Source organism: Vibrio sp. 11-4(1) (genome assembly GCF_013048625.1).
In the GTDB taxonomy this organism is placed as follows: domain Bacteria; phylum Pseudomonadota; class Gammaproteobacteria; order Enterobacterales; family Vibrionaceae; genus Vibrio; species Vibrio diabolicus.
Genome location: NZ_VHSY01000007.1, coordinates 127,724 through 147,578, shown reverse-complemented (window position 1 = coordinate 147,578; position 19,855 = coordinate 127,724). Strand labels below are relative to the sequence as shown.

Genomic DNA, 19,855 nt, shown 5'->3' with positions numbered 1-19,855 from the left:
GCTGCTCAAGGAACTGCGAGTAGTAAAAACAAGTATATTGAGAGTAAATAATGCAGGAATTGCGATTCGTACTCATTGTTGTTGGCGCATTAGCCATCGCGGCATTGCTGTTTCATGGTTTGTGGAGCAGTAAAAAAGAAGGCAAAGCAAAGTTTGGTAACAAGCCGCTTGGTAAGCTGGATGTTGACCAAGGGGACAAAAATGATCTTGTCGAGAAAGAACGAGACTTCGCTCCCTCTCCTGAAGATGACTTTGAGATCATTCGTAAAGATCGCAAAGAACCAGATTTTGGGACGGCGAGTTCTTTCGACAACAAGTTTGAATCTGACCCGCTATTCGGTGGCCCATCTGAAGTAACACAGACACAGCAGGAGCCGGATGACATCCCTTCATTTGTTGCAGAAAAAGATAAAGAAGAGGACGTTGAGTCTGTCGCTCAAGTACCAGTAGCTGAAGAGCCATTCCAGCCAGCTGTGGAAGAAGAAGCTATTCCCGCCGCGTTTGATATTACTGAGAAAGAACAGCAAGTCGAAACGGTTAGCGATTCTGTCGTTGCAGAGCCTAAGGAAGAGCCAAAGCCAGAACCTGAAATGCAAGTGATTGTATTGAATGTGCACTGCGCGGGTGAAGAGCCATTTGTTGGTACTGCTTTATTTGAGAGTATGCAACAAAACGGCTTAATTTATGGCGAGATGGATATTTTCCACCGTCATGTCGACTTGTCCGGTAACGGCAAAGTGCTGTTTAGCGTCGCTAATATGATGCACCCTGGTACGTTTGAGCATGCTGATCCTGCTGAGTTTACAACGAAGGGTATTTCATTCTTCATGACATTGCCTTGTTATGGCGAGGCTGAACAGAACTTCAACTTAATGCTCCGAACTGCGCAGCAAATTGCTGATGATTTAGGTGGCAACGTTCTTGATGACCAGCGTAACTTAATGACGCCAGACCGTTTAGCGTCTTATCGACGTCAAATAGTTGAGTTTAATGCCGCTAACGCATAATCTTAACAGCAAATAATAATAGGGCTCCGGATGGAGCCCTTTTTCTTGGATTTCCCAACCTCACCGATTGAAAATACACGGGGCTTTACTATGTCTGAATCAGTACTTCAGCGATTAGAAGAACTAAAAGAGTCGTTGCATTACCACGCTGTGCGTTACTACGTGGAAGATAACCCAGAGATCCCTGATGCCGAGTACGACCGTTTAATGCGAGAGCTCCTGGATATTGAAGCTGAGAACCCTGATTTAATTACCGTAGATTCACCAAGTCAACGTGTCGGTGGACAACCTCTCTCTGCGTTTAGCCAAGTGACACATGAAGTACCGATGCTTTCGCTTGATAATGCGTTTGATGACAGCGAACTTGATAGTTTCCATAAGCGAGCACAAGAGCGGGTGGGCAGTCAGAGTGTAAAAGAATACTGTTGTGAGCCGAAATTGGATGGACTCGCAGTTAGTTTACTGTATGAGAACGGAGTGTTAGTGCAGGCGGCAACACGAGGTGATGGCACTACCGGCGAGAACATCACAGAAAATGTACGTACGATTAAAGCCATTCCTTTAAAACTCAGAGGTAATGACTGGCCAAATCGTCTTGAAGTTCGTGGTGAAGTCTTTATGCCGAAAGCTGGGTTTGAAAAGCTCAATGAATTAGCAAGGAAGAAAGGCGAAAAAATCTTTGTTAATCCACGTAATGCTGCGGCAGGTAGCTTACGACAATTGGATTCACGCATTACGGCTTCTCGTCCGCTTAGCTTCTATGCATACAGTGTAGGCGTGGTGCAAGGCGCTGAATTGGCGGCAAGTCACTACGAACGCTTCTTGCAAATTAAATCTTGGGGATTACCAATGTGCCCGGAGACCAAGCGAGTTGAAAGCTTGGCGGATGTAAAAGCTTACTACCAAGATATCTTGCAGCGTCGTGATGCCCTTCCTTATGAGATCGATGGTGTCGTCATTAAAATTGACGATATTGCTGTGCAAGAGCGTCTTGGATTTGTTGCTCGCGCTCCACGTTGGGCGATTGCCTACAAATTCCCGGCTCAGGAAGAAATGACGACGTTGAATGAGGTGGAATTCCAAGTCGGTCGTACTGGTGCGATTACACCTGTTGCTAAACTAGAGCCTGTATTTGTTGGCGGGGTAACGGTAAGTAATGCGACGCTTCATAACGCAGATGAGATAGAACGTCTGCAAGTTAAGATCGGTGATCACGTTGTGATTCGTCGAGCGGGTGACGTTATTCCTCAAGTTGTTTCTGTCATCAAAGAGCGTCGACCAGAAACAGCGCGAGATATTATTTTTCCAACTCAGTGTCCTGTTTGTGGTTCGCATGTTGAGCGGATCGAAGGAGAGGCGGTAACACGTTGCACGGGTGGCTTAGTTTGCCAAGCTCAACGTAAACAAGCGCTAAAGCACTTTGTGTCTCGTAAAGCGTTAGACGTTGACGGTCTAGGCGATAAAGTGATCGAGCAACTTGTTGACCGTGAGATGGTGAAAACTCCTGCTGACTTATTTAAGTTATCTGCGGGGATTTTAACGGTATTAGATCGCATGGGGCCAAAGTCTGCGCAGAACATTGTGAATGCGTTAGAAAAATCCAAAGAAACAACGTTACCTCGCTTTTTGTATTCGCTGGGGATTCGTGAAGTTGGCGAGGCAACCGCCGCAAACCTAGCAATGCACTTTAAAACGTTGGAAGCCATCCAAAATGCTAACGAACAGCAGTTAATTGAAGTGCAAGACATCGGTGCTGTGGTTGCTCAACATATTACGACTTTCTTCAGTGAAGAGCAGAACCAAGCGGTGGTTAAAGATTTGCTTGAACAAGGGATCCACTGGCCAGAGATTAATACTACTGAGCAGGTAGGAGAGCTACCGTTAGAAGGTAAGACAGTCGTATTGACAGGAACACTTTCTCAATTAGGTCGCACAGAGGCTAAAGAAGCCCTCCAATCCCTAGGTGCAAAAGTGACAGGTAGTGTTTCTAAGAAAACGGATATTTTGTTTGCTGGTGAAAATGCAGGTTCGAAGTTGGCAAAGGCACAAGAACTGGGTATCGAGATCAAAACAGAACAAGACTTACTCGAGTTGATGAATTAAGTCTCATCAAAAAAGCTAAAAAATAACTAAAAGCCCGACATGCTTACCATGTCGGGCTTTTTCTCGCCCATAATTAAGTGCTTTTTTATTGAGTTTTTATGCTTTTTATCTTTTCAGTGATCAAGATCTCCCATTGAATTATTAAGGTTTTTTACTTCTTTAGTCTGCGAGTGACTTCAAGTTGGAATTCTAGGGTGTGATTTAAGTTATTGATATTTAATGTTTAACTGTCTTTTTGTGTTAGTGTTGTTAAAAGTAAGATCTGGATCAACAACTTATATGGAACTTTGGACTGGCTCATATTTTTTTAGAAAAAAAATAAGTTCCGTTTGGATGTTTTTAGCTGCGAAGTTAGTCTTAATCACGTGGATACACGGTGTGTATGCAGGAACTAAAAAAAGCCAAATTAGAAATAATGAGGTTTGATCAGGAATTTACTTCTCTCCTTCGGCGGCCAACTAAAGGTGAGATAGAAAAATACAGCTATATCCATTTTTAGGAGTTTTTCCATGGACAAATTTTTTAAGGTTTCAGCGTTAACCGCAGCAATGTTTGGTGTTGTTGCTGTTGCTCCAGCTACAGCGTCTACTGAAAGTGCAGCAGGTGGCGAGTACGTAGAGAAAGTGAACGAATTTATGCAAGACTCTAGTCTTAATGCATTATTTCTAGTTGATACTCGTTCTCGTACTCGTACAACAGGTAAGCCTGGCGGTGAAAACGGTGACCGTTGGAGTCGTCTAAACTACTCTTCTTACAACGCAATTTTAGACTTTACTTCTGGCTACCACGATGGTTGGGTTGGTGCAGATGTTGCGGCTTACTATTCTGGCGACCTTTACAACGATAGCCTTTACAATTCAAACGAAGGCTACCTATGTAATGAAATTTCAACTTGTAACAACCTAGACTGGGGTGCAGGTGATGGTCAACAGCTTAAAGTTTACAAAGCAGCACTGAAGTTCAAAGCAAACGAAAGCTTCAACGCGCGCTTTGGTATGCTACAAGCGGGTGGTAACGGTACTATTGGTAACGTTTGGAGTTTCGTACCTGGTACTTACCGTGGTTTCGAACTGAACGCTAAACTAGGTGATTTCAACCTAAGCTACTTTGGTGCAGACCAATTTACAGCACCTTGGCTACTTCACGAAGATGACTACGCGCCAGCGCTTTGGTCTGATACTTCATGGAGCTACCTACACTCTCTAGGCCTAAATGGTAACCTAACTGACAGCTTGTTTATGCAACTTGGTTTGGGTCAAGCTACTGGCGTTCAATATGCAAATGGTATCGACTGGGGTGCAGGTCAAGTAACTAGCTACCACAACGAAACTGACAACACTTCTTACAAGGCTTACTTGAAGTACACTGTGAGTGACCGTACAACTCTAGCATTTGATTTCTACGGTGTTGACGATGATGTGAAATACGATGGTCTAGGTTTCCACACTGGTCTATCTTTGAATCAATCTTTCGGCAAGCTAGCTTGGATGTCTGAGCTACGCTACACAGACACAGACAACCGTGCTGACTTCGTTCCACGTACAATTCATACTTACGGTATGAACAACGGTACTTGGTCTCAGTGGTGGGATGCACTGTCTGACTGGAACAAAGCGGGTGAGCTAGCGTGGTACAACCGTCTATCGTACAACCAAGGTAACGGCTGGAACTACTACCTAGGCTTTGGTTACGGTACTGGTGCTGATTCTGCAGCAAGCGGTGCATCAGGTGACTGGGATTACGAAAGTGAATACGCAGTTAACGCGACAGTATCTTACTCTCTACAGAGTGGCGCACTGAAAGGTTCTACGATCCGTCTACACGGTACAATCCTAGAGCGCGATGAGTACGCTGGTGCTGGTGATGCGGATGAAACAGACCTACGTCTACAAGTTCTTATCCCTTACAGCTTCCACTAATACTTAGTGAGATGATAAAAAGGAGCCGCTAGGCTCCTTTTTTATTTTACTTCTCGACCATCATATATTTTGCAATATAACGGCGGTAACATATGCACGTTACCGTTTGGTAACTCACACTTTATCTCTGGGGCTAGCGTACGTCCACCTGAAGCACCATTGGCATGAGTAGTTAATGGAGCTAGGGCAAAACATGCTAACAATAGACCAGCTAAAAATCTCATAATCATCACCTTAATGTAGACATTGAATATCTACTTGCTTGGGTAAATAATGACTTTACTGAATAGTAAGGTATCAATAGTTTACTTATATCGAACTAACTACTGACTTCTATATTAGTTCCATTCTCCGCCTCTAAATCGACACATTTCACTTGGAATATTAGTGACATCACCACTTGGCAATTTACATTCGACTATCGGTCCTAAATTAGTTGTACCACCATTTCCGTTGGTGTAGGCAAAGGAAGAAAAAGAAAAAATACCGCATAACATTAAAAAGAGAAGTTTCTTCATAGTACATCCTCTTACTTACCAAATAAAAAGCATTCAACTTAAATGCTTATGCGTTAAGTATGTATGGGGGGGCAAAAAGATCAAAAAATAATTCAATAAAGTTTTATTTTTTAAAATAAATTTAGAAAGATAATTTATATCGATATATTTCTATCTTATTGATTAACGTATGATGAAGAATTAAATAATTGGAAGAAGATGGTAGGATATTAATAATATTTCTGCTACTTATTTTTTGTTCGATTTTAATTAAATCAATGAAATTAAAGCGGTTGTTTAGATTAAAGTAATGGAGCATAGTTTGCCCCATTACTTTGGCATAAATTACTTAGAATCAGGCTCAATGATTAAAATAATACCATCGATATCTTTTATTTTAACGCGCGTTCCTGCTGGAAGTGCTTGATCCGACTGTGCCGACCACGTGGTATCGGCAACCTTGATACGATTGAGCCCAACAGAAAAGTCCTCTTCAATGGTAAGTGTGCGTCCGATTAACTGCTTATACTTTTGGTTCAGATCTCTTTCTTGGTCTTCTTTCTTGTCTTGAGACCATTGTCGTCGCCACCATAACCAAGTGGTGATTAAGCTGAAACTTGCAAAGCAAAGCCATTGTAATTGCCAGCTCATTGGCAAAACGGTCATTAGTGCTCCAACGATAAGTGCAGAAACTCCGAGCCAGAGAAAATATCCCGCAGTCCCAAGTAGCTCTACCGCTAGAAGTGCAAAACCGAAGGCTAGCCAATGCCAGAAAGAGACGCCTTCCAGCAAACTGAAAAAGTCCATAAGTTATTCTTTATCTTGTTGTTTAAACATCTCTGCTATCCCTGCAACCGAGCCCATTAGTCCGGTCGCTTCTAATGGAAGCATAATGATTTTGCCGTTTTCGGCTTGACCAATGCTTTTGATCGCTTCGGTATAGCCCTGAGCAATGAAGTAATTGACGGCTTGCATATCGCCTTTGGCAATCGCTTCAGAAACCATATAAGTCGCTTTTGCTTCTGCTTGTGCGGCGCGTTCACGAGCTTCAGCATGGAGAATAGCAGACTGCTTTTCGCCCTCAGCTTTTAATATCTCCGATTGCTTATGACCTTCAGCCTTTAAAATTTCAGCTTGGCGTACCCCTTCTGCTTCGAGAATCTCCGCACGTTTATTTCGCTCGGCTTTCATTTGAGCATTCATCGCCGCCGTTAGATCGGATGGTGGCTGGACATCTTTTATTTCAATTCGTGTGACTTTTACACCCCATGGGTTGGTGGCTTGGTCAACAATTGCCAGCAGCTTTGAGTTGATCATGTCACGCTGACTCAGCATTTCGTCCAACTCCATTGAGCCTAAAACGGTACGGATATTGGTGAGAGTTAAATTTCTAATGGCATGTTCCAAATCGTTGACTTCATAAGCCGCTTTGGCAGCATCGATGACTTGAACAAATCCGACGGCATCAATAACTACGTTAGCGTTGTCTTTTGAAATAACTTCTTGCGCTGGAATATCAAGAACGCGCTCCATCATGTTGACTTTTTGCCCTATCTTATCAACAAATGGGATGATCAAGTTTAAGCCGGGTTTTAGTGTATGGGTGTAGCGTCCGAAGCGTTCGACTGTCCAGTTATTTCCTTGTGGCACCGTCTTAATGGCTGAAGATAAGATAACTACAGCAAGAACGACGAAAATACCGATGGTAATCAGTGAATCAATTGGCATGAGTTATTCCCTTAAGTGCATAATGTCCGATTCATTTTTACCTATTTATAGACAATAGACAATTGAAGTTCTGAGAACCTTAAGAGGTTATTGGTTTTTTATATAACAAAGGCCGGAATATCCGGCCTTTAGTTGAAGTTTCGCTTTTCAGCGAGTTAGTACAGAATCGAATACAGCTGACGGCGATATTTGCTTGCTAATGCGTTGCCTTGACCTAGCGCGCTGAGAATATCCATAAAAGTCTTCTTCACTTCACCGTCTTGGGCGCCCAAGTCTTTTTTAAGAATATTCCACAGCAGTTCCAGCGCTTCTTCATCACGACCCACTTGGTTGTACTGTACCGCCAATTCACAAGCAAGTTCGAAGTTTGCCATGTCTGCTGCGTATGCTTGTTCTAGTCGTTGTAACTCAGGGCTATCTGCAGCCTGAAAATGCAGCTCGAGCTTGGCTATTAGACTCTTGTAGTAGTTATCTTGATACTCAAGAGGGATAGCGTTCAGTAGCTCTTGGGCGACATCAAATTGTTTGGTTTCTAATAAACAATCAGCCATCGCGAGTTTCACATCGCCACGCTCTTGCAGTTCTGGCGGCAAAGTGTGGATGATGCTTAAAGCCTGAGCATGTTCACCTTGCTGAAGAAGTTCACTGACTTGCTTTAATAGCTGTTCATCTGGGCTTGGCAAATGCTTTTGTAGCATGGTTGCAATGGCATCAATTGGCTGAGGGCCACCCAATCCATCGACGGCTTGACCATTTATAAACAGCGCGATAGTTGGCAATACTTGCACACCAAATTGAGACGCTAGAGCCGGCTGATCTTCACAATTTAATAAAGCAAGCGTAAATGCACCGTTGTACTGTTGAGCAAGAGATTGCAACTCAGGGAGTATCTGTGCGCTTTCTGGTTGAGCATTGGCCCAAAAGTGGATCAGAACGGGCGTGTTCATTGATCCTTCAAGAGTTTCGCGAAAGTTCTGTTCTGTTATCTCAACGATAAATGGGGATTGCATCAGAGTATCCTTGCTTTGTGTCTTGTCGTTGATAATAGATATGGAGTTGATTTAAGGGAAATTCAAGCGATGGTTGCTAATCATCATCAATAATGAATCATTCTATTTTGTGAAAGGATGCGATAAGAGAATAGTGTTACTGCTGAATAAGTGTAAGGCAAAAAGAAAACGCTGCCGAAGCAGCGCAGTTCTAATGCTATTTGTTAGTGCGGTATCAAAATAGGATGAACATGGTCAACACTACACCCACACTAAGCCAGTTAAGCTGATTTAATGTCATTGTTGCCTCGCAGTAGTAAAAACATTGCTACAAAACGTAATGGGTGGCGATACCAAATCTAAGCAACTCATTCACTTTAGGCTGAATAGTGCTCACTGAATTGCGTAGAAATTGATTCGTTTGCTCGAGGTTTTTTTAACCTACATGCTCATAATGACATCACATTGTTACGATGAAATTACATTGTGACAAAACTTTTTTATGCAGCTTGTCGCAAAATTTTATCAAGCACACGGGTTGGTAATAACCTTTTCAAGACTGCGAATAATTTAGTCGGCGTAGTAATTCGATAGCGAATTTTAGGTGAAGCGCTAGTTAATGCATGAAGAACAGGTGCGACGCAGGACTCTGCAGGTAAAACAAATCGATTATTAGATTTGTCTTTGTTGAGTCGCTCTCTTTGTCCTTCATAGGCGAGGCGGTGAGGGCTGGATTCAATATCAATCCACTTCTCGAAGGCTTTTAATGCATTATTTCTAAATTGAGTTTCGATAGGCCCAGGTTCTATCAATGCCACTTTGATATTCGTATCCGCAAGCTCTAGCCGTAGTGTGTCAGTCCAGCCTTCTAGGGCAAACTTTGACGCATTGTAGGCGCCGCGGTACTTCATTGCAGCAAAGCCAAGAACAGAACTGTTTTGTATTATGCGTCCTTCGCCTTGTATGTGCATGTGAGGAAGCACTTCTCTGACTAACTGGTGCCAACCAAAAAAGTTGGTCTGAAATTGAGCTTGAAGAGCCTCGGTGGGCAAGTCTTCCAATGCACCGGGCTGGCCATAGGCACCATTATTGAACACGGCATAAAGCTTACCCTCTGCTAGCTCTAATGCTTGCTTCACGCCCGAAGAAATACTTTCAGGGCTGTTTAGGTCTAGCTTGATGCAGGTTAGCCCTTCATTAATTAGACGTTGGACATCTTGCTCTTTCCTACAAGATGCAATGACATGAAATCCCTCGTTTTGCAGGGCGTGAGCGCACACGTAACCGATACCGGTTGAGCAACCCGTAATAAGAATCGACTTTTTCATAAATTAAGCCTCAAGCAACATTGAATGAGGTCATCATTCATCAGCTCCGGTCATGAAGCAAGTGCTTGAGTGCTGGCTCTATTCTGGAGTAGCTAAATTTGAAGCCAAGTTCGGTGAGCTTTTTGGGTTTGGCTCTCATGCTATCGAACAATAAGCAGGAAGATTCACCCATTAGGAGTTCCATTGCCCATTTAGGCGTGAACAAGATATGTGGTCGTTTGAGCGTTTTTGCCAACGTGCCGCTAAAGATACGGTTAGTCACAGGGTGAGGTGCGCATATATTGAACGCACCGTGGGCATGTGGTGTTTCAAGCAAGTACATGATGGCGCGGACCATATCCAGAATGTGAATCCAAGGCATGTACTGGTTACCGTTCCCGAGCGGGCCGCCTACGCCAAGTTTGTAAGGTAAGAGCATTTTCGCCAAAGCCCCGCCATTAAGGCCGAGTACTACGCCAGTTCGCAATAGACAAACACGTGTTTGTTCAGACTCTGCGCGTTTGGCTATTTGCTCCCACTTTGCACAAACCTCGTGAGGAAAGTCTTCACTGTTAACATGCAGGCACTCATCAAACGGGTGGTCTTGTTGATCGCCATAGTAACCAACGGCCGAGCCACTAATAAAAACAGCGGGAGGTTCTGTGCTGGCGTGGATCAGCTCAACGATTTGTTCGGTAATTTTCCAGCGACTTTTGCAGATTTTTTCTTTCTGCTCGCTGGTCCATCTTTTATCTGCGATAGGCTCACCCGCAAGATTAATTATGGCATCAATGTGATTGAGATCGGCGAATGACTCAAGCGAGTCAAGGTATTCGATATTACCCAAATCAGCGTGTTGGAGGCGTTGTTTTGCATGCTCTGGAGAGCGTGTAAGTAGCATAACTTGGTGAGTGGATAGCAGCTTGAGCAACTCCGAACCAATAAACCCAGTGCCACCTGTGAGTAATATCTTCATGTTATCTCTTTGAATGTACACGTATTAGAACATTATAGTCGTTTTGTGCTGAGCTTGATCATCTCAACACTATTATTTCTAGGATAGTGGCAAGCCTGTAGCGAGGCTACTGACTTCACATATTGAAAAAATGTAACTAAATGTTATGCATGGCGCTAATTCGTTCACGGTAGGAGAACTAAATCTATGCCAGACTAAAAACATCGCTACCGGAACAAGCGTAATCAGTTTGCACCATCAAGGAGGATAGGTATGGAAGCATTTGTTGCTCTTTTTCGAGCGCTCCTTAATAGTGCTCGCGATCTGCTACCCATCGTTGTTGTTATCACTTTTTTTCAATTAGTTGTTTTGCAAGAGCCACTTCCTAATCTCATCTCCATTCTTTTTGGCTTATTGCTTGTGGTTTTAGGGTTAACGTTTTTTATTTTTGGTCTAGAGCTTGGTCTTTTTCCTATCGGAGAGAGTATGGCTCAAGCCTTTGCAAAAAAAGGTAGCGTGTTCTGGTTGTTAGTTTTTGCGTTTTGTTTGGGGTTTGGCACCACGATCGCAGAGCCAGCATTAACGGCCGTAGCAGAAGAAGCATCAGAAGTTGCGGCAGAAGGAGGGATGATCACAAACTCAGAGCAATCCATGCAGGACTATGGACAAGGGCTACGAGTAACGGTGGCACTTTCTGTGGGGATCGCCATCGTTATTGGCGTTCTGCGCATCTTAAAAGGGTGGCCAATTCATTACATGATCATCGGCGGCTACGTCGGCGTTGTAGTCCTGACGTGGTTTGCACCGGAAGCCATTATTGGCGTTGCTTATGATTCTGGAGGTGTGACGACGTCGACTATCACCGTGCCTTTGGTCACTGCACTAGGGGTTGGTTTAGCATCGGCGATTAAAGGGCGCAACCCCATGGTGGATGGTTTTGGTTTAATCGCTTTTGCCTCGCTTCTACCGATGATGTTTGTGATGGTTTACGGAATGGTCGTAACATGATTTCAATTGAACATTTCCTAGACACTTTATTATCGACCGTTCGAGATGTCATTCCCATCGCCAGCATTATTTTTGGTTTTCAGTTAGCGGTGTTAAGGCGTCCAGTTAACAACCTTAAGAAGGTTTTGCTTGGGTTTGTTTATGTGATTCTTGGGCTCGCTCTTTTTTTGCTCGGATTAGAAATGGCTCTGTTTCCGCTCGGAGAGACCATGGCCGTGCAACTGACGGCGCCGGAATTTTTACAAGAGTTTAAAGTCTCTGTGGGAAAAGCCTTAGTGTGGGTCGACTACTATTGGGTGTATACCTTCGCCTTTTTTATCGGTTTTAGTACCACGATTGCTGAGCCTTCTCTCATAGCCGTAGCGATAAAAGCAAACCAAGTTTCTGGTGGCAGCATCAGTATTAACGGCTTACGCGTGGCCGTTGCATTTGGGGTGGCCATTGGCATCGCGCTAGGGAGCTATCGGATTGTTGTCGGTGACCCTATTCACTATTACATCATCGCGGGTTACATCGTGGTTGTGATTCAAACGTTTTATGCGCCAAAGCTTATTGTTCCGCTCGCCTACGATTCTGGAGGCGTCACGACTTCTACTGTCACTGTTCCGCTTGTAACTGCACTAGGGCTGGGGCTTGCTTCTACCGTCCCAGGAAGAAACCCAATGATTGATGGCTTTGGCTTGATCGCTTTTGCCAGTCTGTTTCCTATGATCTCTGTGATGGGCTATGCGCAAATAACCCAATGGCTGAATAAAGATGTCTCGGAGGACGAAGAAAATGCGCTTTAAATTGATACTTGCGTTTGTTGAAGATAGCAAAACAGACAAGGTACTGGACGCTGCTCGCGAAGCTGGCGCGACTGGTGCGACGGTGATTAATAACGCTCGTGGACAAGGTTTAAATCAAAAGCGAACGTTTTTTGGCTTAACGCTGGAAGTACAAAAAGATGTGCTGCTGTTTGTCGTTGAGGAGCACCTTTCTCGACACATATTAGAAACCATCAATGAAGTTGGTGAGTTCGACCGAGAGTCGGGGCAGGGCATTGCTATTCAGATCGATATTGAGGATGCAGTCGGTGTCGCGCATCAAGTAGAGACGTTGACCAAAGTGGTTGAGGATGAGTTATGAGCAGTCAAACGATAATTAGAGTTCGAGATGTAATGGCGGCCACTTATGTCATGGTTGATGGGCTAATGACAGTTTATGAAGGCATAACGTTGGCTAAAAAATACCAAGTCAAAGCGCTGGTGGTGAAAAAGCGAGATGACAACGATGAATATGGCATCGTCTTGATGAATGATATCGCCAAAAAGGTGCTGGCGAATAATCGCTCTCCACAGCGCACGAATATTTATGAGATCATGACCAAGCCCGCTTTGTGTGTCGACCCTGATATGAATGTGAAATATTGTGCGCGCCTATTTGAACGATTTGGCATTAGCCGAGCTCCGGTCATTGAAGATGGGGAGGTCATTGGCATGGTGAGTTATAACAATATTGTCATCAATGGCATGGTGCGAGAAGAAGTGTAATAGGTTGATATAAATGAAAAATCAACGCATTTTTTCTCAAGTCAGCGACTGTTACAAAGAACTAAAATATTTAATATATGTTAGGTTGCATATGTGTTAATTCACCATTATTCTTTGCGCCTTAAGTCTATTGTCGAGGAATTTGTATAATGCCTTTAGTCTCTTGCCCTGTGTGTGAGAAACAAATCTCAAAGCGCGCTCACGCATGTCCAGGATGCGGAGAGCCAGACCCGCTGCACCACCTAGCTAAGTCAAAATTTATGTCGATGGTGTTTTGGATACTGGTGTTGGTTGGAACTGCGTATGCCGCATGGTTCTATATTTTGCCTATGGTCATTGAATCATTGCGCTATCAGTAGTCGTTGGTTGAGCTGTCATAAAAATGCCGTAGAATGACCTCGTACTTTGTGAGGAGACGATGTCGTGAAACTATTTTTTGCCTCAGATCTGCATGGCTCTTTGCCAGCAACTAAAGAAACTATTGAGCTATTTTTAGCCTCTGGTGCGGAGCACCTGATTTTGTTGGGGGATACGCTAAACCACGGGCCAAGAAACCCGATTCCAGAAGGTTACAACCCACCGCAGGTGGCGGAGCTATTGAACCAATACAGTGATCAAATTATATCTGTGCGTGGTAACTGCGATAGTGAAGTGGACCAAATGCTATTGAAGTTTCCAATGATGATGGATTACTCGTGGGTGCTACTTGAATCTGGCAAGAGAATCTTTTTGACTCATGGTCACTTGTACAACTCTGAAAAACGGCCGCCACTGCGTGAAGGTGATATCATCGCCCACGGTCATACGCATGTTCCTGTCGCAGAGATGCAAGATGGAGCCATTATATTTAACCCAGGCTCGATGACATTTCCACGTAATGGTTTACCAAGAAGCTTTGGTACTTTAGAAGACAATACGCTAACGGTAAAAACGCCAGAAGGCGAAGTCTTAGCACAAACCATGATTTAACGGTTTTACTAAGTAAAAAATAGGGAGCGAATTGCTCCCTATTTTGTGTCTGAATGTCCTAAATCGCGTTCTGGGTCGATAATGTCTCTTACGCGCTGTTTTAGCACCTTTGCTTCAGGAAAGCCGCTGTCTTTTTTCCGTTCCCAAATTTGCTGGCCATTACAGAAAATTTCGAAGCGACCACCCGTATCTGGGTGTAAGCTGATCGTTTCTATTTCTTCGCTAAAAGTATGCAGTAATTCTTGCGATAGCCAAGTTGAACGCAACATCCAGTTGCATTGGCGGCAGTAATAAATATCAATGATCGCTTTATCCATGAAACTTTCCTTTTAATCGGTTTAAACTAGCAACTTGATGCCCACGGCAAACGTGAGAATTTCGAATGCAATTTTAATCACTCGGTTGCTGTATCGAGTCGCGGCCCATGCGCCTAAACTGCCGCCTAGAAATGAGCTTAACAATAAAACAGGCAACCAAGCCCAATGTATCGGAGCGCCAGCTTGGACGACGGCAATGCCTCCAATGCCATTCCAAAACAGGCCGACACAAATCATGGTGTAAGCAACGGCTTGTTTATAGTTATACCCAAACCAGCGAACTAAAAATAATGTCACGAGCAGACCAGAACCTGCGGTCAGCGACCCGTTGATGATACCGATGAGCATTAGTCCGACACCGCCGATGACCCAACCGATTGGGTGACGGTTACGTATTATTTCTGATTGGCCTAACGATTTCTTAAATCGTGAATAGATGCCGAGCGCGAGAATCATGCTCCCTAGCATTTTTTCCGCCATACCATCAGGTATTTGGACAATTAAGTTCGCCCCTAAGACTACGCCAATGCTGCCAGAGACTATAAGGTAGAGCGCGACCTTCCATTTAATTGTGCCTGCTTTTAAGTGTGTGCTTGCTGCCCCTAAGCCTAAAGCGACGGAAGCCACTTTATGTGTCCCCAGCGCAACCGAGAATGGCAAGCCGAGAAAGATGAGCAAAGGGAATTGAAGTAAGCCTGCACCGCCGCCAGAAAGCGAAGCCAGAGTATTGGCGATAAGTGAGCCGAAAAAGAGGGTGAGGGTATCTAGCCAATCCATAAGCAAAATAAAGGGGGCGTCTTGCCCCCTTATCATCAAATCAAAGTTAGTTTTTAAACAGCACCGAAGAACCGTGGTTCAAGCTAGTGAGCAATAGCGTTTTTTCGTTCACGACATCAATACGGCGACTTTGCTCGGCATCAAGCTTAAAGATTTGAGTGATCAAACGTAGCTGTGCTTCGGAGAAGTCTTTTGATTGAGAAGATGAAATATCTTTAAACTCAGAAGGCGAAACCAACAAATAGTTGTCACTGACTTCCCAGCGCCCTTTTTCCGAGATATTAATCGTGGATTCTGCCGTTGAACCTTGAGCGAATAGTTTGATATTTGCTACGCGAATATAGTCTCCATTAGGGAGATATTTCACATTTGATTCAACATTAACACGACGCAGTGGGCCGACAGGATCGTCAGGCAAGCTGTCTGTAATGACCGTCACCATGGTTGACTGCCACTCATTGGCAGTGAGGACCTGTTCCACTTTTAGGTCGCTACCCCAATATAACCAACCACTGAAAAGAACGGATACGGCCAAAACCGCAGATGCTAATTTTATCTTCATTCTGGCCTCCTTATTTACAGATATCGGTTGGGTCATTTTGACCAGCGAAAATACGCAATGTCACGTTCTCATATGAATGTTGACTGTCATGAATGTAGTTCAGAATCAGCTGATTGTTCTGGCCACCTGTAGCAATCACTTCTACCGGCATTGAATCTTCTGCATGGTATTTTACGTAGCGTTCAATGCACTGCTCAATGGACGGCAACCAACTATTGATTTGCGGGTGGTTCACTGGCGTCATCACAGGTACATTTTGATACTCACCAATCTGACGGAATTGGGATTCTGCAGGATTGGTGAATAGCAATACACAAATAGGAAGCAGTAGAGACAAAAGAACGATCATACGCGGCAGCCAGTTATTAGTGTTAGCTGCTGGTTTTGGCTGTGCCTTAGGTAGTTCTACTTGAGGCTCTACTTCAGTCGTGGTGTCTGCCGCCGCTTCTGTTGACGGCGCGTCACTTGTTTCTATTTCCGCAGCGTGCGCTTCATTTTCAGAAGTGGCTTCTTCAACGTCAGTATTAGAGTCAGCAGATAATGGGCTTAAGCGTTCCACTGAACAAATGAGTTGATAACCGCGTTTAGGAACCGTTTTAACAAACTCTGGAGATTTTGTTGAGTCCTTCAACATCTTACGCAGAGTAGAGATCGCTTGAGTCAGGCTTGAGTCATCCACCTCAAAACCTTGCTCACGCCAAACAAACTCGTGAAGCTCGTTACGGGTTAAAACTTCGTTTGGTCTCTCTGCCAACATCAGAAGTATACGGCTTTCGTTGCTTCCTAATCGTACAACGTCGTTGCCGTTTTGTTGGTCAGCGAGCGAATTACTATTTGGATCAAAGGTGAACCTTTGAGCAAGTAGAAATTTGGTGCCGATGTTAGTCATTTAGTTCTTCTTAGATGGATGATGTTGTAATTATAGTGATTTATGTCACAAAATTACCGAAGCGCATGGAGTGCGCACGACATTTTAGATGCTTTTAGGCTGGTAGGATAATTAAATTTTTCTAAAAAAACACCGTTTTTAGCAATATTGACCTTGAATTTACATTTGTCAGCCACATGTTAAATGACATCTCAGTAAGGTAATTTCAAGGGGAAAGTCACAAACTTATCTCCATGAAAAAGCCAATTAGTTTAGATGTTATGGAGCACACATGAGCGAAACCGTATCTCAAAACAAAGAAACTCGTGGTTTTCAATCAGAAGTAAAACAACTACTGCATTTAATGATCCATTCTCTTTATTCAAATAAAGAGATCTTTTTGCGCGAGCTGATTTCTAACGCATCAGATGCATCGGACAAGCTGCGCTTCCAAGCGCTCTCTAACCCAGACTTATATGAAGGTAATGCAGACCTTTGCGTGAAACTGTCGTTTGATGAAAGCGCAAATACCTTAACCATTTCTGATAACGGTATCGGTATGAGCCGCGATGATGTGATCGAGCACTTAGGTACGATTGCAAAATCCGGGACCGCGGAGTTTTTCTCGAAACTGTCTGAAGAGCAGAGCAAAGACTCTCAGCTTATTGGTCAGTTTGGTGTTGGTTTCTACTCGGCGTTTATCGTTGCTGATGCCGTCACCGTACGTACTCGTGCTGCGGGCCTAGCCGCTGATGAAGCAGTACAATGGCACTCAGCCGGTGAAGGTGAGTACACCATCGAAAACATCACTAAAGAATCGCGTGGTACTGACATCATTCTTCATATGCGTGAAGAAGGTAAAGAATTCCTAAATGAATGGCGTCTACGTGATGTGATCAGTAAGTACTCGGATCACATTGGCATCCCAGTTTCAATCCAAACTGTTGTTCGTGATGACGAAGGCAAAGAAACGGATGAGAAGAAGTGGGAGCAAATCAACAAAGCTCAAGCACTGTGGACGCGTAATAAATCGGATATCTCAGATGAAGAGTATCAAGAGTTCTACAAGCACGTATCACATGACTTTGCCGATCCATTGGTTTGGAGCCATAACCGTGTAGAAGGTAAAAACGATTACACGAGCTTGCTTTACATCCCATCTAAAGCGCCATGGGATATGATGAACCGCGACCACAAATCAGGCTTGAAACTGTACGTACAACGCGTGTTCATTATGGACGATGCAGAGCAGTTCATGCCGTCTTACCTACGTTTTGTACGTGGTTTAATAGACTCCAATGATCTGCCACTCAACGTATCGCGTGAGATCTTACAAGATAACAAAGTGACTCAGTCTCTACGTAATGCTTGTACTAAGCGTGTGCTAACGATGTTAGAGCGCATGGCTAAGAATGATGAAGAGAAATACAAATCATTCTGGAAAGAGTTTGGTCTTGTGATGAAAGAGGGTCCGGCAGAAGACTTCGCAAACAAAGAGAAAGTTGCAGGCCTATTGCGCTTTGCTTCAACTGAAGTGGATTCTGCGGAGCAAACCGTGGGTCTAGCTGCTTACGTTGAGCGCATGAAAGAAGGTCAAGATAAGATCTACTACTTGACGGCAGACAGCTATGCAGCTGCGAAAAACAGCCCTCACTTAGAGCAGTTCAAAGCGAAAGGCATTGAAGTTATCTTGATGTACGACCGCATTGATGAGTGGCTGATGAACTACTTAACTGAGTTTGACGGCAAGCAGTTCCAGTCAATCACAAAAGCTGGGCTCGATCTAAGTCAGTTTGAAGATGAAGCAGAAAAAGAGAAGCAGAAAGAAACTGAAGAAGAGTTTAAGTCGGTTGTAGAACGCACGAAGTCTTACCTAGGCGATCGTGTGAAAGAAGTTCGTACGACCTTTAAACTCGCGTCTACACCTGCTGTTGTGGTAACGGACGATTACGAAATGGGCACTCAAATGGCGAAGCTTCTTGCAGCGGCGGGTCAGGCAGTGCCAGAAGTGAAGTACATCTTTGAGCTAAACCCTGAGCACGAGCTGGTTAAGCGCATGGCTGACGAAGCGGATGAAGAGGCATTTGGTCGTTGGGTAGAAGTCCTGCTTGGTCAAGCAATGCTTGCAGAGCGAGGCTCAATTGAGGACCCAACGGAGTTCTTAGGAGCTGTTAATAAACTTTTGACTAAGGTGTAATAACCTCAGTACATCAAAAAGCTCGCATTTCGCGAGCTTTTTGTTTGTTGTCGCAAAATTTTGCATCTCAGGTGTTGAGTTAATAATCAATAGGGCGTGAAAGAGGGTATCGTTAACATTCTTTAGTCTTAATACACTCTTTGCGCGGCGAACCTGTGATAGAATCTGCGACTTGAATGTGAGTAATAAGGCGTGTATTTTTGCTCGCCTATATACGTTATACCGAAACTTATCGTTGCGAGTGCTTCTCGGGTTTGGTGTCTAAGAAGCCCAGCTATTGTGAGCTTCGGTATAAATCTTAAATATTAAAGAGGATAAATCATGCGCATCATTCTTCTAGGTGCTCCAGGTGCAGGTAAAGGCACACAAGCAAACTTCATCATGGAAAAATACGGTATTCCACAAATCTCTACTGGTGATATGCTTCGTGCTGCTATCAAAGCAGGTACAGAGCTTGGTAAACAAGCTAAAGCTGTTATCGACGCTGGTCAGCTAGTTTCTGATGAAATCATCCTTGGCCTTATCAAAGAGCGTATCGCTCAAGAAGACTGTGCAAACGGTTTCCTACTGGATGGTTTCCCACGTACTATTCCTCAAGCTGACGGCCTAAAAGAAATGGGCGTTGATGTAGACTACGTTATCGAATTTGACGTTGCAGATGATGTGATTGTTGAGCGTATGGCAGGTCGTCGTGCTCACCTTCCTTCTGGTCGTACTTACCACGTTGTTTACAACCCACCTAAAGTGGAAGGTAAAGATGACGTAACTGGTGAAGATCTTGTTGTTCGTGATGACGACAAAGAAGAAACAGTACGTGCACGTCTAGGTGTTTACCACGAGCAAACTGCACCACTAATCAACTACTACGGTAAAGAAGCTGAAGCAGGCAACACTAAGTACCTTAAGTTTGATGGTACTAAGCAAGTAGCTGAAGTTAGTGCAGATATCGAGAAAGCACTCTCTTAATTTGCTGAAGTCAAAAATTTAATATTTTGATATATTGAAAGCGATCCAAGTGGTCGCTTTTTTTAGTTTGCTCGTAAACATATATCTAAATAACTTCAAGCTGCAGCGATGCAGCACTATGAGGCTGTTTAAGTATATGAACTAAGCCGTTTAC

Annotated in this window: 21 protein-coding genes; 11 read left to right on the top strand and 10 right to left on the bottom strand. The window is 43.9% G+C overall.

Annotated elements, in window-relative coordinates:
* The first annotated feature begins 50 nt into the window (after positions 1–50).
* The 3 genes from zipA to FKN16_RS15520 all read left to right on the top strand — a co-directional run bounded on the left by zipA (position 51) and on the right by FKN16_RS15520 (position 5,029).
* Positions 51–1,007, top strand: coding sequence for a cell division protein ZipA (gene zipA / locus FKN16_RS15530; protein ID WP_170903063.1), 957 nt, complete (start codon positions 51–53; stop codon positions 1,005–1,007).
* A 90-nt stretch (positions 1,008–1,097) separates the two neighbouring features.
* On the top strand, positions 1,098–3,110 hold the full coding sequence (gene ligA / locus FKN16_RS15525) for an NAD-dependent DNA ligase LigA (RefSeq protein WP_048626121.1): 2,013 nt from the start codon (positions 1,098–1,100) through the stop codon (positions 3,108–3,110).
* 509 nt (positions 3,111–3,619) lie between these two features.
* Positions 3,620–5,029, top strand: a complete 1,410-nt coding sequence (locus tag FKN16_RS15520) for a hypothetical protein (RefSeq protein WP_006742721.1) — start codon at positions 3,620–3,622, stop codon at positions 5,027–5,029.
* A 338-nt stretch (positions 5,030–5,367) separates the two neighbouring features.
* Here the strand turns inward: FKN16_RS15520 and FKN16_RS15515 are convergent, their stop codons facing one another.
* The 6 genes from FKN16_RS15515 to FKN16_RS15490 all read right to left on the bottom strand — a co-directional run bounded on the left by FKN16_RS15515 (position 5,368) and on the right by FKN16_RS15490 (position 10,526).
* On the bottom strand, positions 5,368–5,547 hold the full coding sequence (locus FKN16_RS15515; protein WP_074191004.1) for a hypothetical protein: 180 nt from the start codon (positions 5,545–5,547) through the stop codon (positions 5,368–5,370).
* A gap of 324 nt (positions 5,548–5,871) precedes the next feature.
* Positions 5,872–6,333 (bottom strand): NfeD family protein, encoded by a 462-nt coding sequence (locus FKN16_RS15510; RefSeq protein WP_005393089.1) that lies wholly within the window; start codon positions 6,331–6,333, stop codon positions 5,872–5,874.
* Positions 6,334–6,336: 3 nt separating this feature from the next.
* The gene (locus tag FKN16_RS15505; RefSeq protein ID WP_005393087.1) at positions 6,337–7,254 is read right to left on the bottom strand and encodes an SPFH domain-containing protein; all 918 of its coding nucleotides are present in this window, start codon (positions 7,252–7,254) and stop codon (positions 6,337–6,339) included.
* Positions 7,255–7,409: 155 nt separating this feature from the next.
* Positions 7,410–8,264, bottom strand: a complete 855-nt coding sequence (locus FKN16_RS15500; protein ID WP_170903062.1) for a co-chaperone YbbN — start codon at positions 8,262–8,264, stop codon at positions 7,410–7,412.
* Positions 8,265–8,743: 479 nt separating this feature from the next.
* A complete protein-coding gene (locus tag FKN16_RS15495) occupies positions 8,744–9,571 on the bottom strand; it encodes an SDR family oxidoreductase (protein ID WP_006742719.1) in 828 nt (275 codons plus the stop codon).
* A gap of 40 nt (positions 9,572–9,611) precedes the next feature.
* Positions 9,612–10,526, bottom strand: a complete 915-nt coding sequence (locus FKN16_RS15490) for a TIGR01777 family oxidoreductase (RefSeq protein WP_170903061.1) — start codon at positions 10,524–10,526, stop codon at positions 9,612–9,614.
* Positions 10,527–10,778: 252 nt separating this feature from the next.
* On the opposite strand from FKN16_RS15490, the gene FKN16_RS15485 reads away from it, so the two are divergent.
* The 6 genes from FKN16_RS15485 to yfcE all read left to right on the top strand — a co-directional run bounded on the left by FKN16_RS15485 (position 10,779) and on the right by yfcE (position 14,014).
* Entirely contained in the window at positions 10,779–11,513 is a 735-nt protein-coding gene (locus FKN16_RS15485; RefSeq protein WP_046874270.1) for a DUF1538 domain-containing protein, read from the top strand.
* Complete coding sequence (locus tag FKN16_RS15480; protein WP_046874269.1) at positions 11,510–12,301, top strand: DUF1538 domain-containing protein; 792 nt, start codon at positions 11,510–11,512, stop codon at positions 12,299–12,301. Before FKN16_RS15485 ends, FKN16_RS15480 begins: the two co-directional genes overlap by 4 nt.
* Positions 12,291–12,641: a P-II family nitrogen regulator gene (locus tag FKN16_RS15475; RefSeq protein ID WP_005393077.1), complete on the top strand. Its 351-nt coding sequence runs from the start codon at positions 12,291–12,293 to the stop codon at positions 12,639–12,641. Before FKN16_RS15480 ends, FKN16_RS15475 begins: the two co-directional genes overlap by 11 nt.
* The gene (locus FKN16_RS15470) at positions 12,638–13,045 is read left to right on the top strand and encodes a CBS domain-containing protein (protein WP_005393075.1); all 408 of its coding nucleotides are present in this window, start codon (positions 12,638–12,640) and stop codon (positions 13,043–13,045) included. Before FKN16_RS15475 ends, FKN16_RS15470 begins: the two co-directional genes overlap by 4 nt.
* Before the next feature lie 149 nt (positions 13,046–13,194).
* A complete protein-coding gene (locus FKN16_RS15465; RefSeq protein ID WP_005393073.1) occupies positions 13,195–13,404 on the top strand; it encodes a hypothetical protein in 210 nt (69 codons plus the stop codon).
* A 64-nt stretch (positions 13,405–13,468) separates the two neighbouring features.
* Complete coding sequence (gene yfcE, locus FKN16_RS15460; protein WP_005393071.1) at positions 13,469–14,014, top strand: phosphodiesterase; 546 nt, start codon at positions 13,469–13,471, stop codon at positions 14,012–14,014.
* A gap of 38 nt (positions 14,015–14,052) precedes the next feature.
* On the opposite strand, the gene FKN16_RS15455 is transcribed toward yfcE, so the two are convergent.
* Genes FKN16_RS15455 through FKN16_RS15440 form a run of 4 tightly spaced genes read right to left on the bottom strand, consistent with a single transcriptional unit; the run spans position 14,053 to position 16,559 of the window.
* Complete coding sequence (locus tag FKN16_RS15455; protein WP_005382088.1) at positions 14,053–14,331, bottom strand: SelT/SelW/SelH family protein; 279 nt, start codon at positions 14,329–14,331, stop codon at positions 14,053–14,055.
* Between the two features lie 21 nt (positions 14,332–14,352).
* Positions 14,353–15,108 (bottom strand): sulfite exporter TauE/SafE family protein, encoded by a 756-nt coding sequence (locus FKN16_RS15450; RefSeq protein WP_053807090.1) that lies wholly within the window; start codon positions 15,106–15,108, stop codon positions 14,353–14,355.
* Between the two features lie 46 nt (positions 15,109–15,154).
* Positions 15,155–15,670, bottom strand: coding sequence for a transmembrane regulator ToxS (toxS, locus tag FKN16_RS15445; protein WP_005393067.1), 516 nt, complete (start codon positions 15,668–15,670; stop codon positions 15,155–15,157).
* 10 nt (positions 15,671–15,680) lie between these two features.
* Entirely contained in the window at positions 15,681–16,559 is an 879-nt protein-coding gene (locus tag FKN16_RS15440) for a transcriptional regulator (RefSeq protein ID WP_005393065.1), read from the bottom strand.
* 271 nt (positions 16,560–16,830) lie between these two features.
* On the opposite strand from FKN16_RS15440, the gene htpG reads away from it, so the two are divergent.
* Both htpG and adk read left to right on the top strand, forming a co-directional pair.
* The gene (htpG, locus tag FKN16_RS15435) at positions 16,831–18,735 is read left to right on the top strand and encodes a molecular chaperone HtpG (protein ID WP_085343420.1); all 1,905 of its coding nucleotides are present in this window, start codon (positions 16,831–16,833) and stop codon (positions 18,733–18,735) included.
* 321 nt (positions 18,736–19,056) lie between these two features.
* Positions 19,057–19,701, top strand: a complete 645-nt coding sequence (adk, locus tag FKN16_RS15430) for an adenylate kinase (RefSeq protein ID WP_005393061.1) — start codon at positions 19,057–19,059, stop codon at positions 19,699–19,701.
* Positions 19,702–19,855: the final 154 nt, after the last annotated feature.

Coding starts and splice junctions, on each gene's coding strand:
- FKN16_RS15500 (WP_170903062.1), bottom strand. CDS start 8,264: ATGCAATCCCCATTTATCGTTGAGATAACAGAACAGAACTTTCGCGAA.
- FKN16_RS15510 (WP_005393089.1), bottom strand. CDS start 6,333: ATGGACTTTTTCAGTTTGCTGGAAGGCGTCTCTTTCTGGCATTGGCTA.
- FKN16_RS15490 (WP_170903061.1), bottom strand. CDS start 10,526: ATGAAGATATTACTCACAGGTGGCACTGGGTTTATTGGTTCGGAGTTG.
- adk (WP_005393061.1), top strand. CDS start 19,057: ATGCGCATCATTCTTCTAGGTGCTCCAGGTGCAGGTAAAGGCACACAA.
- htpG (WP_085343420.1), top strand. CDS start 16,831: ATGAGCGAAACCGTATCTCAAAACAAAGAAACTCGTGGTTTTCAATCA.
- FKN16_RS15450 (WP_053807090.1), bottom strand. CDS start 15,108: ATGGATTGGCTAGATACCCTCACCCTCTTTTTCGGCTCACTTATCGCC.
- FKN16_RS15480 (WP_046874269.1), top strand. CDS start 11,510: ATGATTTCAATTGAACATTTCCTAGACACTTTATTATCGACCGTTCGA.
- FKN16_RS15455 (WP_005382088.1), bottom strand. CDS start 14,331: ATGGATAAAGCGATCATTGATATTTATTACTGCCGCCAATGCAACTGG.
- FKN16_RS15505 (WP_005393087.1), bottom strand. CDS start 7,254: ATGCCAATTGATTCACTGATTACCATCGGTATTTTCGTCGTTCTTGCT.
- FKN16_RS15515 (WP_074191004.1), bottom strand. CDS start 5,547: ATGAAGAAACTTCTCTTTTTAATGTTATGCGGTATTTTTTCTTTTTCT.
- FKN16_RS15465 (WP_005393073.1), top strand. CDS start 13,195: ATGCCTTTAGTCTCTTGCCCTGTGTGTGAGAAACAAATCTCAAAGCGC.
- FKN16_RS15475 (WP_005393077.1), top strand. CDS start 12,291: ATGCGCTTTAAATTGATACTTGCGTTTGTTGAAGATAGCAAAACAGAC.
- zipA (WP_170903063.1), top strand. CDS start 51: ATGCAGGAATTGCGATTCGTACTCATTGTTGTTGGCGCATTAGCCATC.
- FKN16_RS15470 (WP_005393075.1), top strand. CDS start 12,638: ATGAGCAGTCAAACGATAATTAGAGTTCGAGATGTAATGGCGGCCACT.
- FKN16_RS15440 (WP_005393065.1), bottom strand. CDS start 16,559: ATGACTAACATCGGCACCAAATTTCTACTTGCTCAAAGGTTCACCTTT.
- FKN16_RS15495 (WP_006742719.1), bottom strand. CDS start 9,571: ATGAAAAAGTCGATTCTTATTACGGGTTGCTCAACCGGTATCGGTTAC.
- FKN16_RS15520 (WP_006742721.1), top strand. CDS start 3,620: ATGGACAAATTTTTTAAGGTTTCAGCGTTAACCGCAGCAATGTTTGGT.
- ligA (WP_048626121.1), top strand. CDS start 1,098: ATGTCTGAATCAGTACTTCAGCGATTAGAAGAACTAAAAGAGTCGTTG.
- FKN16_RS15485 (WP_046874270.1), top strand. CDS start 10,779: ATGGAAGCATTTGTTGCTCTTTTTCGAGCGCTCCTTAATAGTGCTCGC.
- toxS (WP_005393067.1), bottom strand. CDS start 15,670: ATGAAGATAAAATTAGCATCTGCGGTTTTGGCCGTATCCGTTCTTTTC.